The 15,311-nt window shown below is 55.6% G+C and carries 17 protein-coding genes; 11 read left to right on the top strand and 6 right to left on the bottom strand.

Annotation, left to right across the window (positions count from 1 at the left end; genetic code table 11):
* Positions 1 to 121: 121 nt before the first annotated feature.
* The 6 genes from M8318_RS16650 to M8318_RS16625 all read left to right on the top strand — a co-directional run bounded on the left by M8318_RS16650 (position 122) and on the right by M8318_RS16625 (position 5,105).
* Positions 122 to 553, top strand: a complete 432-nt coding sequence (locus tag M8318_RS16650; RefSeq protein ID WP_262663593.1) for a hypothetical protein — start codon at positions 122 to 124, stop codon at positions 551 to 553.
* Positions 554 to 597: 44 nt separating this feature from the next.
* Positions 598 to 1,113 carry a DUF805 domain-containing protein gene (locus M8318_RS16645; protein ID WP_262663592.1) on the top strand — a complete coding sequence of 172 codons (516 nt, stop codon included), beginning with the start codon at positions 598 to 600 and terminating at the stop codon, positions 1,111 to 1,113.
* 256 nt (positions 1,114 to 1,369) lie between these two features.
* Complete coding sequence (locus tag M8318_RS16640) at positions 1,370 to 2,953, top strand: MFS transporter (protein WP_262663585.1); 1,584 nt, start codon at positions 1,370 to 1,372, stop codon at positions 2,951 to 2,953.
* 4 nt (positions 2,954 to 2,957) lie between these two features.
* Complete coding sequence (gene bglB / locus M8318_RS16635) at positions 2,958 to 4,097, top strand: beta-galactosidase BglB (RefSeq protein ID WP_262663584.1); 1,140 nt, start codon at positions 2,958 to 2,960, stop codon at positions 4,095 to 4,097.
* A 217-nt stretch (positions 4,098 to 4,314) separates the two neighbouring features.
* On the top strand, positions 4,315 to 4,605 hold the full coding sequence (locus tag M8318_RS16630) for a hypothetical protein (protein ID WP_262663583.1): 291 nt from the start codon (positions 4,315 to 4,317) through the stop codon (positions 4,603 to 4,605).
* 50 nt (positions 4,606 to 4,655) lie between these two features.
* Complete coding sequence (locus M8318_RS16625) at positions 4,656 to 5,105, top strand: DUF3421 domain-containing protein (RefSeq protein WP_262663582.1); 450 nt, start codon at positions 4,656 to 4,658, stop codon at positions 5,103 to 5,105.
* Positions 5,106 to 5,143: 38 nt separating this feature from the next.
* Here the strand turns inward: M8318_RS16625 and argS are convergent, their stop codons facing one another.
* On the bottom strand, positions 5,144 to 6,877 hold the full coding sequence (argS, locus tag M8318_RS16620; protein ID WP_262663581.1) for an arginine--tRNA ligase: 1,734 nt from the start codon (positions 6,875 to 6,877) through the stop codon (positions 5,144 to 5,146).
* A 175-nt stretch (positions 6,878 to 7,052) separates the two neighbouring features.
* On the opposite strand from argS, the gene M8318_RS16615 reads away from it, so the two are divergent.
* A complete protein-coding gene (locus M8318_RS16615; RefSeq protein WP_262663580.1) occupies positions 7,053 to 7,613 on the top strand; it encodes a VOC family protein in 561 nt (186 codons plus the stop codon).
* A gap of 9 nt (positions 7,614 to 7,622) precedes the next feature.
* On the top strand, positions 7,623 to 8,366 hold the full coding sequence (cutC, locus tag M8318_RS16610; protein WP_262663579.1) for a copper homeostasis protein CutC: 744 nt from the start codon (positions 7,623 to 7,625) through the stop codon (positions 8,364 to 8,366).
* Between the two features lie 134 nt (positions 8,367 to 8,500).
* Here the strand turns inward: cutC and cmoB are convergent, their stop codons facing one another.
* Genes cmoB through M8318_RS16585 form a run of 5 tightly spaced genes read right to left on the bottom strand, consistent with a single transcriptional unit; the run spans position 8,501 to position 12,077 of the window.
* The gene (gene cmoB / locus M8318_RS16605) at positions 8,501 to 9,472 is read right to left on the bottom strand and encodes a tRNA 5-methoxyuridine(34)/uridine 5-oxyacetic acid(34) synthase CmoB (protein ID WP_262663578.1); all 972 of its coding nucleotides are present in this window, start codon (positions 9,470 to 9,472) and stop codon (positions 8,501 to 8,503) included.
* A complete protein-coding gene (gene cmoA / locus M8318_RS16600) occupies positions 9,469 to 10,209 on the bottom strand; it encodes a carboxy-S-adenosyl-L-methionine synthase CmoA (RefSeq protein WP_225758531.1) in 741 nt (246 codons plus the stop codon). Before cmoA ends, cmoB begins: the two co-directional genes overlap by 4 nt.
* Positions 10,210 to 10,249: 40 nt before the next feature.
* Positions 10,250 to 10,645 carry an MAPEG family protein gene (locus M8318_RS16595; RefSeq protein ID WP_106993335.1) on the bottom strand — a complete coding sequence of 132 codons (396 nt, stop codon included), beginning with the start codon at positions 10,643 to 10,645 and terminating at the stop codon, positions 10,250 to 10,252.
* Between the two features lie 50 nt (positions 10,646 to 10,695).
* Positions 10,696 to 11,514, bottom strand: coding sequence for a DUF72 domain-containing protein (locus M8318_RS16590; protein WP_262663576.1), 819 nt, complete (start codon positions 11,512 to 11,514; stop codon positions 10,696 to 10,698).
* A complete protein-coding gene (locus tag M8318_RS16585) occupies positions 11,511 to 12,077 on the bottom strand; it encodes a hydrolase (protein ID WP_262663575.1) in 567 nt (188 codons plus the stop codon). Before M8318_RS16585 ends, M8318_RS16590 begins: the two co-directional genes overlap by 4 nt.
* Positions 12,078 to 12,317: 240 nt before the next feature.
* Here M8318_RS16585 and aspS point away from each other — a divergent pair, with 240 nt between their 5' ends.
* The 3 genes from aspS to M8318_RS16570 are packed head-to-tail and all read left to right on the top strand — an operon-like array spanning position 12,318 to position 15,303.
* Positions 12,318 to 14,090, top strand: a complete 1,773-nt coding sequence (gene aspS / locus M8318_RS16580; RefSeq protein ID WP_262663574.1) for an aspartate--tRNA ligase — start codon at positions 12,318 to 12,320, stop codon at positions 14,088 to 14,090.
* 1 nt (position 14,091) lies between these two features.
* A complete protein-coding gene (gene nudB / locus M8318_RS16575; protein ID WP_262663573.1) occupies positions 14,092 to 14,535 on the top strand; it encodes a dihydroneopterin triphosphate diphosphatase in 444 nt (147 codons plus the stop codon).
* Positions 14,536 to 14,562: 27 nt separating this feature from the next.
* Positions 14,563 to 15,303: a YebC/PmpR family DNA-binding transcriptional regulator gene (locus tag M8318_RS16570; protein WP_106993330.1), complete on the top strand. Its 741-nt coding sequence runs from the start codon at positions 14,563 to 14,565 to the stop codon at positions 15,301 to 15,303.
* Positions 15,304 to 15,311: the final 8 nt, after the last annotated feature.

Below are 15,311 nucleotides of genomic sequence, written 5' to 3'. Positions count from 1 at the left end.
TCGCGGTTCTTATTTAGAGAATATCCCTGGATGTCACCCTCCGGAGAATATAGGCTACACGATGAGATACTGTGATATCTACATATCAATGATGGATAGCAATAATGGAAAGGAAGCATGTATGAAATTAAGCTTTCGGCAAGTGTGTATGTTCTGGGGCGTTATGGATGTTATATATCTGGCAGCCTATGTCTGGCAAAGTATTGCCGATGGTCGTATTCCTTTAATTGATGATATTTTAAGTTTTAATCAGCTTTACACAGAGCAGGGTGGCGGTTACTGGCTTATTTTAATATTTATCCTGTCAATGATAACAACCCTTTCCATTGCTTTTTCCGCTGTGTTGCTCCTTATCGCATGGGATAAGGTCGGCTACCTGGTGGCCGCGCAAACCCCCTTGCGCTTGCTGTTGGTTGTGCCCTCACTCTCCTTTTTGCCCTGGATCCTGAAAGGCATTAACCCAGGAGGGATAGGGTTGGCACTCGTTTTATTGCTAACGTCAGAGACGCTGAAGGTCTGGTCATTGATACGCTCAAAAAAACGCAATAAGTGATTCTTTAATAACGTCAGGGACAGGGATTGTAAAAGGATGAACATATGAACAAAGGTATCAAGGATTGTTATTTTGACGGCTGGAAAAAGACTTTTGTATATAAAGGTCGAATTACACGGCAAGAATTTTGGTCATTCATAGTGATGAATATAGTGATTATTCTGTTCATTGCGATGCTGAGCTATTTCCTTTTGGTCGTTTCAGTTGCCGATAGTACCAGTCGGGGCGGGATAATGCTGGTCTGGGCCTGGTATGTCTGGCTTCCCCTCAGTGCGCTGGCCCCGGTAATATTGCTCGTGCCAGTCGTCTCGCTGGGCATCCGCAGGATGCACGATGCCGGAAAATCAGGCTGGTGGTTTGGCGGGGCGCTGCTGATGAACCTGCTGATCCTGCCGCTCATTCTGACCGGTATTCATCAGGTTATGCTTATCCTGGTAGATGAAAACCTCGCAGAGCAGGTGATGAAGATCATCAGCCTCATACTCAGTTTCTTAGCGGCGCTTTATCTCCTCTGGCTATGCTGTTTGCCGACAAAAGCGGCGGCAGAGAACGTCGACTGATCGCTTTTTCGCCAGTTATCAGTCCATTCTGATGACTGGCTCGCATAATTGACCCCGTCTTTTGAAGCAAGAGAAACGCTGTTTTATAAAAGAGTGACGCGCGTAGTAAATCTCTTTGCATTTTTGCCAGTTGCCGTCCGGCGGTGGCAGAAACAGAAAGGTATCCGCGTAGGGATACTCTTACTGTAACCCTGTAGTCACTCCCGTTCCCTCCGGGCTAACCGGGAGTCATCTGAAACTTACAGGGTCGACGGTAATGAAAACACGTAAAATTGGACTCGCAAACTATCTGGCCTACGGATCGGGCGATTTTCTCGGGGCGGGAACCACAGCGCTGACGGCTGCCTGGTTGCTCTATTTCTATACCACCTTCTGTGGCCTTACGCCGATTGAAGCGACATTTATTTTTGCCGCGGCGAGGGTGCTGGATGCCGTCGTCAGTCCGCTGATGGGCTTCCTGACCGATAACTTTGGTACCACCTGGCTGGGCAAACGCTTTGGCCGTCGTAAGTTCTTTATTCTGCTGGGTATCCCCTGCGTCTTCAGCTACTCGCTGATGTGGGTCGGGGATATGGGCTTCTGGTACTACCTGCTGACCTATCTGATCTTCGATATCGTCTACACCATGATCCTGGTACCGTACGAAACGCTGGTACCGGAAATGACCGATGATTTCAAACAGAAAACCAAATTCTCCGGCGCGCGTATCTCCATGGCACAGATGTCAGCCATTCTGGCCTCGTTCCTGCCGGGTATTCTGTTAACCCACTTCGGGAAAGACAACGCCGTCTCCTTCTTCTATGCCAGCCTGGTGTTCTCGGTGCTCTGCGCCCTGATGCTGACCTTCGTCTGGTTCTTCACCTGGGAGCGCCCGCGTGAAGAGTGGACCGAAGCCGCGCTGCGCGCTGAAGAAGAGAAGAAAAAACTGACCCTCGGCCAGAGCCTGAACCGTCTGTTCGTTGAGTTAAGCTCCACGCTGCGGATCAAGATTTTCCGTCAGCATCTGGGGATGTACCTCGGGGGCTATATCGCCCAGGACGTCTTCAACGCCGTCTTCACCTACTACGTGGTCTTTGTGCTGATGCAGGAGGCGTCGATGGCGTCGAACCTGCTGGGCACCATGGCCATCTTCCAGTTCCTTGCCGTGATCGCCATGATCCCGCTGTGTATCCGCTTTGGACCGGCACCGTCCTACCGCATGGTGGTGGTGCTGTTCGGTCTGGCCTCAATGTCCTACGCCGGTCTCTATTACGCGGGCATGAGCGACATTTACGCGCTGCTGCTGCTGGTTTCTGCTCTGGCGGGCCTGGGCCGCGGGGGGATCAACTATGTGCCGTGGAACACCTACACCTACATCGCTGACGTCGATGAAGTGATCACCGGTCAACGTCGCGAGGGCATCTTCGCCGGGATCATGACCCTGACCCGTAAAGCGTCGCAGGCGGGGGCCATCATGCTGGTGGGTATCGTCATGCAAATGTCCGGCTTTGTCAGCGGTCAGAAGGTGCAGCCTGAAGAGGTGAGCCACACCATTCTGATGATCCTGAGCGTCGGCACCATCCTGGTGCTGTGCTGCGGCTTCCTGGTCTCCCTGCGCTTTAAGCTGAACTTACAAACGCACAGCACGCTGCGGGAAGAGACGGCCAAAATGCGTGAGTCCGGTCGTGCGATGCCGGATGCCGCCACACCGCAGGCCCGCGCCACGGTAGAAATGCTGGCCGGGATGCCGTACGACTGCCTGTGGGGTAATAACAACATCGGTTATCTGAATCGCAATAAACCTGCTGCACCGTCCCTGAAAGAACGTGCTCCACTGAATTCGACATACAACAGAGGTTAAGATTATGAAGGTTTGGCCTGTCAAACATAGCCCGTTACTGCGTCAGCCAGAGCGTTTTATCGCCAGAGATGAACTGAAAGCGCTGATCCAGAAAGTGACGCATAACCTGGTGAACATTCACGATAAAACCGGCGAGTTTTTACTGCGGCTGGACGACGGGCGGGTGATCGACACTAAAGGCTGGGCGGGCTGGGAGTGGACCCACGGGGTCGGTCTCTACGGCATCTGGCAGTATTACTGCCAGACCGGCGATCAAGGGATGCGCGATATTATCGACAGCTGGTTTGCCGAGCGCTTTGCCGAAGGGGCCACCACCAAAAACGTCAACACCATGTCGCCGTTTTTGACCCTCGCGTATCGTTATGAAGAGACGCGTAACCCGGCCTGGCTGCCGTGGCTGGAGAGCTGGGCCGAGTGGGCGATGGTTGAGATGCCGCGCACCGATCATGGCGGCATGCAGCACATCACCCTGGCGGAAGAGAACCACCAGCAGATGTGGGACGACACCCTGATGATGACCGTCCTGCCGCTGGCGAAGATCGGCAAGCTGCTTAATAAGCCTGAGTACGTGGAAGAGGCGGTGTATCAGTTCCTGCTGCACGTGCAAAACCTGATGGATCGGGAGACCGGGCTGTGGTTCCACGGCTGGGACTACGAGGGGCAGCACAACTTCGCCAACGCCCGCTGGGCGCGCGGCAACAGCTGGCTGACCATCGTGATCCCGGATTTCCTCGAGCTGGTGGATCTGCCGGAAAACAACGCCGTGCGCCGTTATCTGGTGCAGGTGCTGAATGCGCAGATTGCCGCCCTGGCGAAGTGCCAGGACGAAAGCGGCCTGTGGCACACTTTACTCGACGATCCGAACTCCTATCTGGAGGCCTCCGCTACCGCCGGGTTCAGCTACGGGATCCTGAAAGCAGTGCGTAAGCGCTATGTGGGAGCGGAGTATGCGGAGGTGGCCGAGAGAGCCATTCGCGGGATCGTGAAGAACATCTCCCCGGAAGGCGAACTGCTGCAAACCTCGTTCGGAACCGGGATGGGCAGCGATCTGGAATTCTATCGCCAGATCCCGTTAACCTCGATGCCGTACGGTCAGGCGATGGCGATCCTCTGTCTGACGGAATATTTACGTAAATATTTCTGATGCATTGATAGTAAACCGCCCCTGCCAACGTGGGGGCGGTTTTTTATTTATATTATTCCTGAATGATTAATGGAAATATACGCTCTGGAAAAATGAATTAATTATCAGTTACATTCTCTTTAATTTGTGAGTTAACACGCAATATATTATTCGCGGCAGGCGTATTTTTATTTCGCGTTAGACATTCTTCTAACGAAAAATACAAGGATGCATATTTATGAACATGGTACCCGGTGGCTGGAAAATAGACGTAAAAGTAAATAAAAACCTGTCTGGCATGACGCTGGAACAAATGTCTTTATTCGAGACCGCGTTTCGCAACTTTGAGGGGGCGAAGTATACCCCGCTGCTCTACATTGGCAGTCAGGTTGTCGCAGGCTTACAGCATGCTTACGTTGCGGAGTGCCGGTTGATAAGCCCTCACCCGGTAGAACCGACGCTGGTCAAAGTGGTTGTTTACCTCTCGTCGGATAATCAACTTTCCATTTCCCAGATCTCTGCCATTTAAACGCCGGTGCGTTATTTTACCTCTGTGGCTTTATCAATAAGGATAGAATCATGTGGCAGAAGTCCACTGATGTTTTTATTGCTCTGGGTGCACCTGTTGCAGGTTATGAAAATAACGCACCGGGTGTCCATATCCCCATCCCTTTATTTATTGTTCGTGCTAATTATAAGGGCGGTATACATCCCGGGAAATTAGCTTACGGGTTTGGAGCCTATATTCCCTTTGGGGGTAAGGAGTATATTTGCCGGGAATTTGAGGTGTACGTCGGACCGGTGAAATGGGTCCGGGTTCACGGCAAGGCGATCCCGGCAGGGGCAATTCAGGCGGGCGAAGAAGCCGATGGCAAAAAACTCTATGTAGCACGAGCGAAATTCCCGAACGGGTTGTTCGTGGGTAAAGCCGGTTCGCACCTGTTAAAAGGATGCTGTATTAGCTACCAGAATAAAGAGTGGGATGTTGAAGATTACGACGTGTTAGTGGGTGACTACGACACCCTGTAATAAAACGTCCGCCTCGTCAGAGGCGGACGTTCTCGTCATTACATGCGTTCGACGGTTTCGATACCCAGGGTATCCAGACCCAGCTTCAGGGTCTTCGCCGTCAACTGCGCCAGCTTCAGGCGGCTGTTACGTACTGCTTCACTCTCGGCGGAGAGAATAGGGCAGTGCTCGTAGAAGCCGGAGAACAGGCCAGCCAGATCGTACAGATAGGCACACATCACGTGCGGCGTACCGTCGCGGGCCACCACGGACAGCGTCTCTTCGAACTGCAGCAGACGGGCCGCCAGCTGTGCTTCGCGATCTTCGCTGATGATGACCTGCGCCTGGGCTAGCACGCTTTCGTCGATGGCCGCTTTACGGAATACAGACAGCACGCGGGTGTAGGCATACTGCATGTATGGCGCGGTGTTGCCTTCGAAGGCCAGCATGTTATCCCAGTCAAATACGTAGTCGGTGGTACGGTTCTTGGAGAGATCCGCGTATTTTACCGCACCGATACCCACGGCGTTGGCCAGTTTTTCCAGCTCGTCAGCAGGCATGTCCGGGTTTTTCTCGGCCACCAGACGGCGGGCACGCTCCAGCGCCTCGTCCAGCAGATCCGCCAGCTTCACGGTACCGCCGGCACGGGTTTTGAACGGCTTGCCGTCTTTGCCCAGCATCATGCCGAACATGTGGTGTTCCAGCGGCACGGAATCCGGTACATAGCCCGCTTTGCGCACGATGGTCCACGCCTGCATCAGGTGCTGGTGCTGACGGGAGTCGATGTAATAGAGCACGCGATCCGCATGCAGGGTCTCAAAACGATACTTCGCGCAGGCGATATCGGTGGTGGTGTAGAGGTAGCCGCCATCCTTTTTCTGGATGATGACGCCCATCGGTTCACCTTCCTTGTTTTTATACTCATCAAGGAATACCACCGTTGCACCTTCGCTTTCCACCGCCAGCCCTTTAGCCTTCAGATCGGCCACGATACCGGCCAGCATTGGGTTGTACAGGCTCTCGCCCATCACGTCTTTACGGGTCAGGGTCACGTTCAGACGATCGTAGGTGAGCTGGTTCTGGGACATGGTGATGTCCACCAGCTGGCGCCACATCTGACGGAAATACTCGTCGCCACCCTGCAGTTTCACGACGTAGCTACGCGCGCGCTCGGCAAAGACTTCGTCTTCGTCGTAGTGCTTTTTCGCGTCGCGGTAGAAGCCTTCGAGGTCCGCCAGGGCCATCTCACCGGCGTTATCCTGCTGCTGTTTTTCCAGCCAGGCGATCAGCATGCCGAACTGGGTACCCCAGTCGCCGACGTGGTTCGCGCGGATCACGTTGTGACCGAGGAACTCAAGGGTGCGCACCGAGGCGTCGCCGATGATGGTGGAGCGCAGGTGACCGACGTGCATCTCTTTCGCCACGTTCGGAGCGGAGTAGTCGACAACGATGGTTTGGGCTTCTGGCTGCGCCACGCCCAGACGGTCGGATTTCAGGGCCGCATCAACGTGTTGTGCCAGGAAGGCTGGGTCGAGGAAGATATTGATAAATCCCGGCCCGGCAATTTCGGTTTTGCTGGCGATACCCTGGAGATCCAGATGCGTCAGGACCTGCTCTGCGAGTTGTCGCGGCGCCATGCCCAGTTTTTTAGCCACTGCCATCACGCCATTGGCCTGATAGTCGCCAAACTGTACTTTCGCTGACTGACGAACCTGCGGTTCACAGTCTGCAGGTGCGCCTGCAGCAATCAGTGCCTGACTGACTTTTTCTGAGAGAAGAGCCTGAATATTCACCGGGATACCTTACATTTTTGACGCGGGCCATCATGCCGCCGCGCCCGTTAAAGAATTTAGGCCGGGAGTATACTGCAATTGCCCGTTGCCGTCAGCACTGGCTCAAATCAGCGGTTGGTCGCCGGCCGGCAACAGAGTAAATTAACGCTTTTGCATGACGATAAGAGTATCAATGATGGCGAACTGGCAATCTGTTGACGAGCTGCAGGACATTGCAGCGGATTTACCGCGTTTCACCGGGGCCTTTACGGCGCTGGCCGGGAGGCTGGGTCTGGATATCGCTCCGCTAGCCGCGGATCATATCTCCCTGCGTTGCCACCAGAATGCCACCGCCGATCGCTGGCGGCGCGGGTTTGAGCAGTGCGGCGAGCTGCTCTCGGAGAACATTATCAATGGTCGTCCGATCTGCCTGTTTAAGCTGCACGAGCCGGTTTGCGTCGCCCACTGGCGTTTCGACGTGGTTGAACTGCCGTGGCCGGGTGAGAAACGCTATCCCCATGAAGGCTGGGAGCACATCGAAATCGTGCTGTCTGGCGACCCCGAGTCCCTGAATGCCCGCGCCCTGGCGCTGCTGTCTGACGACGGACTGAGCCAGCCGGGGATCTTTGTCAAAACCAGCTCGCCAAAAGGGGAGCGCGAACGCCTGCCGAATCCAACCCTCGCGGTCACCGACGGCAGCGTGACGGTGAAGTTTCATCCCTGGACCATCGAAGAGATTGTCGCCAGCGAACAATAAGGAGGTTTTATGGCATTGCTGGAGATCTGTTGTTACAGCCTGGAGTGTGCCGTGACTGCGCAGGCGCATGGCGCCGATCGCATTGAACTCTGTGCGGCCCCGAAAGAGGGCGGACTGACCCCCTCTTATGGCGTGCTGAAATCGGTTAGTAAGGCGGTGACCATCCCGGTGCACCCGATTATCCGTCCGCGCGGTGGGGACTTTTGCTACAGCACCGGCGAATTTAACGCCATGCTGGAGGATATCGCCCTGGTGAAGCAGTTGGGTTTCCCGGGGCTGGTAACCGGCCTGCTGGATGAGGATGGCCATATCGATATGCCGCGCATGCGCCAGATTATGGCCGCCGCGCAGGGGATGGCGGTAACTTTTCATCGCGCCTTCGATATGTGCGTAAACCCACAGCAAGCCTTTGAAAATCTGGCGGAACTGGGGGTCGCGCGGGTGCTCACGTCGGGCCAACAAGCCACTGCCGAAAAAGGTATTTCATTAATTAAGGAACTAAAAGCACAATCAGGTGTTCCAATAATAATGGCAGGTGCTGGCGTTCGCGCCGCTAACCTGGAAACGTTTTTACAGGCAGGGGTATTCGAGCTTCACAGCTCGGCAGGTAAGTGGTTACCGTCACCCATGCGCTATCGCAACACAGGCTTGTCGATGTCGACGGAGGCCGAAGCGGATGAATATTCCCGCTATGGCGTAGACGGAGAGTCGGTTGCAGAGATGAAGGCGATAATCGAAAGGTATTGTCGTTAATACAGTTTTTACCGCGCATCATGTCGCCCAACATGATGCTTGTTTGTACCAGGCCCCTGCAATTTCAACAGGGGTCTTTTTTTGTCCGCAGTTTTTGTAGGCCGGGTAAGGCGAAGCCGCCACCCGGCTAAACGCTACGGTTTGGTGGCAATCAACACCGCACGTACTGGCGCCGGATAACCTTCAATCGTTTTGCTGCTGTCATTCGGGTCGAGGAACTCGGCCAGCGACCCGGTGGTCATCCACTCGGTGCGGCGCTGCTCTTCGGTGGTGGTGACGCAGACGTCTGCGATACGGATATCAACAAACCCACACTTCGCCAGCCAGTTTTTCAGCGCCAGCGCCGACGGGATAAAGTAAACGTTACGCATCTGGGCGTAACGATCGCCCGGCACCAGCACCGCATTTTCGTCGCCTTCAATCACCAGCGTCTCCAGCACCAGCTCACCGCCGCTGACCAGCTGATCTTTCAGCTGCCAGAGGTGTTCCAGCGGGGAACGGCGGTGATAGAGCACGCCCATCGAGAAGACGGTATCGAACGCCGCCAGCGCCGGTAGCTGCTCAATGCCCAGCGGTAACAGGTGCGCGCGCTGGTCGTTGCCCAGCAGTTTGCGCACCGCTTCGAACTGACACAGGAACAGCTGCATCGGATCAATCCCGACCGCCAGATGGGCGCCCGCGCCGATCATGCGCCACAGGTGATACCCGCTGCCGCAGCCCACATCCAGAATGGTGCGCCCGGTTAAGTCGGACAGGTGCGGCAACACGCGATCCCATTTCCAGTCCGAATGCCATTCAGTATCGATATTCATGCCGTACAGGGAGAACGGCCCTTTACGCCACGGCATCAGATTGCGCATCAGCTTGTCGAGACGCACCATCTGGCCTTCGCTCAGCGGCTGTTCGCTTTCGGCGGTGACGCTGTGCAGCAGATCCAGTTTGTACGGGGTCATCTCCGGCAGAAATTCGACCGCGTTGCTCCACTGTTTAAACTGACCGTGCAGGGACTCGCGCTGCCAGGAAGCGATCTGCGCTGGCAAGGTTTCCAGCCAGTGCGACAGGTGATTTTTAGCAATCAGCTGATAAAAGTTACCGAAATCGATCATGCGTTACCGCCTTTTAGCGCCACCAGGGAGCCAAAATTAAAGCACTGGAACCACAGCTCGCTGTGCTCGAATCCGGCCTTGTGCAGGCGGGCTTTGTGGGCTTCGACCGAGTCGGTCAGCATCACGTTCTCCAGCATGCTGCGCTTCTGGCTAATCTCCAGTTCGCTGTAGCCGTTGGCCCGCTTGAAATCGTGGTGCATGTTGAACAGCAGCTCACCAACGGTGGCATCTTCGAAGCTGAATTTCTCCGACAGCACCAGCGCGCCACCAGGGTTCAGCCCCTGATAAATTTTGTCCAGCAACAGCTGACGATCGTCGGGCTCCAGGAATTGCAGAGTGAAATTCAGCACCACCATCGAGGCGTTTTTAATCTCGATATGGCGGATATCACCTTCGATCACGTCAACCGGGGTGGGGGCTTTCCAGGCGTCGATATGACGGCGGCAGCGTTCAACCATCGCCGGTGAATTGTCGACGGCGATGATGTTACACCCGTCGTGCTTAATGTTACGACGAACCGACAGCGTGGCCGCGCCCAGCGAACATCCCAGATCGTAGACCTGCGTGTCGGGCTGAACAAAACGTTCCGCCAGCATGCCGATCATGGAGATGATATTGGAGTAGCCGGGAACCGAGCGCTGGATCATATCCGGGAAGACTTCAGCTACCCGTTCATCGAAGGTCCAGTCGCCCAGACTGGCGATAGGCGCAGAAAAAAGCGTGTCGCGATCTGACATAACGTAAAAATCCGGGAAAAATAAAGGGGCGTATTGTGCGCTAATGCAATGAGAAAACCAACTCCCACGGCATATACCACAGGTTAGCCAGCACCATTAGCACAAGCGAACACCAGGTGGCGCTCATGCCGGAGCGGCGCCAGCGGAACAGGCGTTGATGAAGGCCATAGTAGTGCATCAAACGCCCAAGGATCAGCAGCAGGCCGCAGACATGCAACATCCAGGTCTCAGCGCCGTTCATTTCCATAAACAACAGCAAAATCAGGGCAGCCGGAATGTATTCCACCGCATTGCCATGAATGCGGATCGCGGTTTGCAGCTCCGAAAACCCACCGTCGCCATAAGACACGCGGTACAACATCCGCAGGCGCGCAACATCGAACGAAAACTTAATTAACAGCAACGCACCCAGCACCGCATACAGCGCGCAAACCATACAAACTCCCTGTTTTTTGGCAGATGGCACTTCTATGATAGGGGCTGGGATCAGAAAAGAGAAGATTGTTGCGGAATGTTAGGGGCGTCGCCCATTGATGGCGCCACTTCCCGCAAGGCTTGCCAGAGAGCATCGACCAGTTCAGGCGCCTGAGCAATATCGGGAGTGTGTAAAAAAAGATAAGGCGTACCGGCCTGTTCCCACTTCGCCAGGGTTTGCAGCCAGACGGCAAACAGCGCCTGGTTTTGCACCATATTGTCGCTGCCGATAAATCGCACCATCGGATTGCTGGCGGTCATCACCGCATGGACCGGCACCTTCGGTTTTTTGCGCTGGGCGTCGATGATCGCCTCGTTGTGCGGGATGGCGGCATGCACCGGACGGCTGTCGAGGATCGTTCTATTGACGCCGCGCTCATACAGACCGCGGTTGAGCGCTTGCTCCGCCTCGCCTTTCATAAAGAACTCAGGATGACGAACTTCCACGCCGTAGGTAAATTCCCGGGGCAGGGCGTCGAGAAACTGCCATAGCGCGGGCAGATCGCGGGGCCCAAAGGTGGCAGGAAGCTGAACCCAGTACTGGCCGATGCGGTTGGCCAGCGGCGACAGCCGGGTGAAAAACTCTTCCGTGAGATCGTCGCAGTTGCGCAGCGCGGCCTGATGGGAGATGGTGGCCGGGAATTTAAAGCAGAAGCGAAAGTCGTCGCTGGTCTGCTCCCGCCAGCGCGCCACCACCTCGGCCTTCGGCAGGGCGTACAGCGTGGTGTTACCCTCCACACAGTTAAAGTGGCGAGCGTACTCCTCAAGACCGGTAATGCCCAGCCGCACCCATTTCGGGTGCGACCATTGGGGTAACCCCAGATAGATCATAGTGCGTTGATAATCTCTTCAGTGCTGCGCACCCGGGCAATGCGCGGGAAAATATAGTTCATACTGGCCTGGTGCTGCTCGGTGCTGGCCGTGCTGCAGGCATCTTCGGCGATCACCAGATTAAAACCCAGCTCCCAGGCGTTGCGCGCGGTGGATTCCACGCCAATGTTGGTGGCGATCCCGCACAGAATTATAGTGTCGATCCCGCGACGGCGCAGCTGTAACTCCAGATCGGTGCCGTAGAAGGCGCCCCACTGGCGTTTGGTCACTTCAATATCGCTCTCCTGCTTGCCGAGTGACAGTGGATAGTCCCACCAGTTGTCCGGCAGGGCATGAGCCGCGCCCTGGGCATCGACAGGCTGCTTCAGCGCCTCGGCGAAGTCTGCGGACCAGCCTACGCGGACCATCACTACCGGCGAACCGCTGGCGCGGCATTTTTCTGCCAGACGGGCGCTGCGGCTGACCACCTCCTGTGCCGTATGCGGGCCACCGGCAAAGGGCAGGATCCCTTCCTGTAAATCAATAACTACCAGGGCGGTTTTAGCGGCGTCGAATGTCAACATGGTTTTTCCTGTTAAATAGTTAGCGTGGTGAATACCTTACGCTGCCATGGCGTGTTCCGGGCCTGATATTTTTGTTAATTTTTGTGAGAATATGCAAGATGCGAGCAGCAATCGCGCGTCTGGCGCGCTTCTCTCTTATCGTCTGGCGGAATTTCCAGTATAATAGCCGCCTTTTTTCATCCAGTTTGAAATACAAAAAGCTGCGACCTTGTAGCCTGCGGCTAAGTTAAGGGATATCTCATGCGTACAGAATATTGCGGGCAGCTGCGTCAGTCCCACGTCGGACAGCAGGTGACCCTGTGTGGTTGGGTTAACCGTCGTCGTGATCTTGGCAGCCTTATCTTTATCGATATGCGCGACCGCGAAGGCATCGTGCAGGTATTTTTCGATCCAGATCGTGCCGACGCGTTAAAGCTGGCCTCTGAGCTGCGTAATGAGTTCTGCATCCAGGTGACCGGCACCGTGCGTGCGCGTGACGAAAAGAACATCAACAGCGACATGGCGACCGGCGAAGTTGAAGTGCTGGCGACCGATCTGACCATTATCAACCGTTCAGAATCGCTGCCGCTGGATTTCAACCACGTCAATACCGAAGAAGCGCGTCTGAAATTCCGCTACCTCGACCTGCGTCGCCCTGAAATGGCCGATCGCCTGAAAACCCGTGCCAAAATCACCAGCCTGGTGCGCCGCTTTATGGACGATCACGGTTTCCTCGATATCGAAACCCCGATGCTGACCAAAGCGACCCCGGAAGGCGCGCGTGACTACCTCGTGCCATCCCGTGTGCATAAAGGCAAATTCTATGCGCTGCCACAGTCTCCTCAGCTGTTCAAACAGTTGCTGATGATGTCCGGTTTCGACCGTTACTATCAGATCGTTAAATGCTTCCGCGACGAAGATCTGCGTGCTGACCGTCAGCCTGAATTTACCCAGATCGACGTCGAGACCTCCTTCATGACCGCCGAGCAGGTGCGTGAAGTGATGGAAGCGCTGGTACGCAGCCTGTGGCTGGACGTGAAGGGTGTGGATCTGGGCGACTTCCCGATCATGACCTTCGCCGAAGCCGAACGTCGCTACGGCTCTGACAAACCAGACCTGCGTAACCCGATGGAGCTGGTGGACGTTGCCGACCTGGTGAAAGACGTTGAGTTCGCGGTCTTCTCCGGCCCGGCTAACGATGCGAAAGGCCGCGTGGCTGCCCTGCGTGTACCGGGTGGCGCGAGCTTAAGCCGTAAGCAGATCGACGACTACGGCAACTTTATCAAGATTTATGGCGCGAAAGGCCTGGCTTACATCAAAGTCACCGAGCGCGCGAAAGGCATCGAAGGCATCACCAGCCCGGTGGCCAAATTCCTCAATGCTGAGATCGTTGAATCCATTCTGGCGCGTACTGAAGCCCAGGACGGGGACATGATCTTCTTCGGGGCGGACAACAAGAAAGTGGTGGCCGACTCCATGGGCGCACTGCGTCTGAAGCTGGGTAAAGATCTGAACCTGACCGACGAAGCCAAATGGGCGCCGCTGTGGGTTATCGACTTCCCAATGTTTGAAGACGACGGCGAAGGCGGTCTGACCGCAATGCACCACCCGTTCACCTCGGCAAAAGAGATGAGCGCGGCAGAGCTGAAAGCGGCACCGGAAGATGCGGTGGCGAATGCCTACGACATGGTCATCAACGGCTACGAAGTGGGCGGCGGTTCCGTGCGTATTCACAGCATGGAAATGCAGCAGACGGTGTTCGGTATTCTGGGTATCAACGAACAGGAACAGCGCGAGAAGTTCGGCTTCCTGCTGGATGCCCTGAAGTACGGTACCCCACCGCACGCAGGTCTGGCCTTTGGTCTGGATCGCCTGACCATGCTGCTGACCGGCACCGACAACATCCGTGACGTTATCGCCTTCCCGAAAACCACCGCCGCTGCCTGTCTGATGACCGAAGCGCCAAGCTTTGCTAACCCAACCTCCCTGAGCGAGCTGGGTATCGAAGTGGTGAAAAAGGAAGAGAAAAACTGATATGACATATAAGCTTCCCGTTTCTGTCTTAGTTGTCATTTATGCCCAGGACACGAAGCGGGTGCTGATGTTGCAGCGGCGCGACGATCCCGCGTTCTGGCAGTCGGTTACCGGCAGCCTGGAAGAGGGTGAAACCGCGCTGCAGGCCGCCGCGCGCGAAGTAAAGGAAGAGGTCACCATTGACGTTGCTCGCGAGCAACTGACCCTGAAGGACTGTCAGCGCACGGTGGATTTTGAAATTTTTAGCCATTTACGTCATCGCTATGCGCCGGGGACTGAACGCAATACGGAATCCTGGTTCTGCCTTGCGCTTCCCCACGAGCGGGAGATCGCGTTCACCGAACACCTGACCTACCGCTGGGTTAACGCGGCCGAGGCCGCAACCTTAACCAAGTCGTGGAGCAACCGGCAGGCGATTGAAGAATTTGTAATTAACGCCGCCTGATAGGGCGCGCTTTTTGAGGATATTTCTATGGCAGGTCATAGTAAGTGGGCCAACACCAAACACCGCAAAGCGGCACAGGATGCCAAACGCGGTAAGATCTTTACCAAAATCATTCGTGAGCTGGTGACGGCTGCCCGTCTGGGCGGCGGCGATGCTGCCTCCAACCCACGTCTGCGTGCGGCGATCGATAAAGCGCTGAGCAACAACATGACGCGTGACACCCTGAACCGTGCTATCGCCCGTGGCGTAGGCGGCGATGATGACGCGAACATGGAAACCATCATTTATGAAGGTTACGGTCCAGGCGGCACCGCAGTGATGATCGAGTGCCTGTCCGACAACCGTAACCGTACCGTAGCCGAAGTGCGTCACGCCTTCACCAAAACCGGTGGCAACCTGGGCACTGACGGTTCCGTAGCCTACCTGTTCAGCAAAAAAGGCGTGATCTCCTTCGAGAAAGGCGACGAAGACGCGATCATGGAAGCGGCGTTGGAAGCGGGTGCTGAAGACGTGGTGACCTATGACGACGGCGCGATTGATGTCTATACCGCATGGGAAGAGATGGGCGCGGTGCGTGATGCTCTGGAAGCAGCAGGCCTGAAAGCCGATGCGGCTGAAGTCACCATGATCCCGTCCACCAAAGCGGACATGGATGCGGAAACGGCACCAAAACTGCTGCGTCTGATCGACATGCTCGAAGATTGCGACGATGTGCAGGAAGTTTACCACAACGGTGAAATCTCCGACGAGGTTGCGGCAACGCTGTAATGGCTGAG

It is taken from the genome of Leclercia tamurae (assembly GCF_025566055.1).
Classification (GTDB): Bacteria; Pseudomonadota; Gammaproteobacteria; order Enterobacterales; family Enterobacteriaceae; genus Enterobacter; species Enterobacter tamurae.
This window is presented reverse-complemented; position numbering and strand designations above follow the sequence as displayed.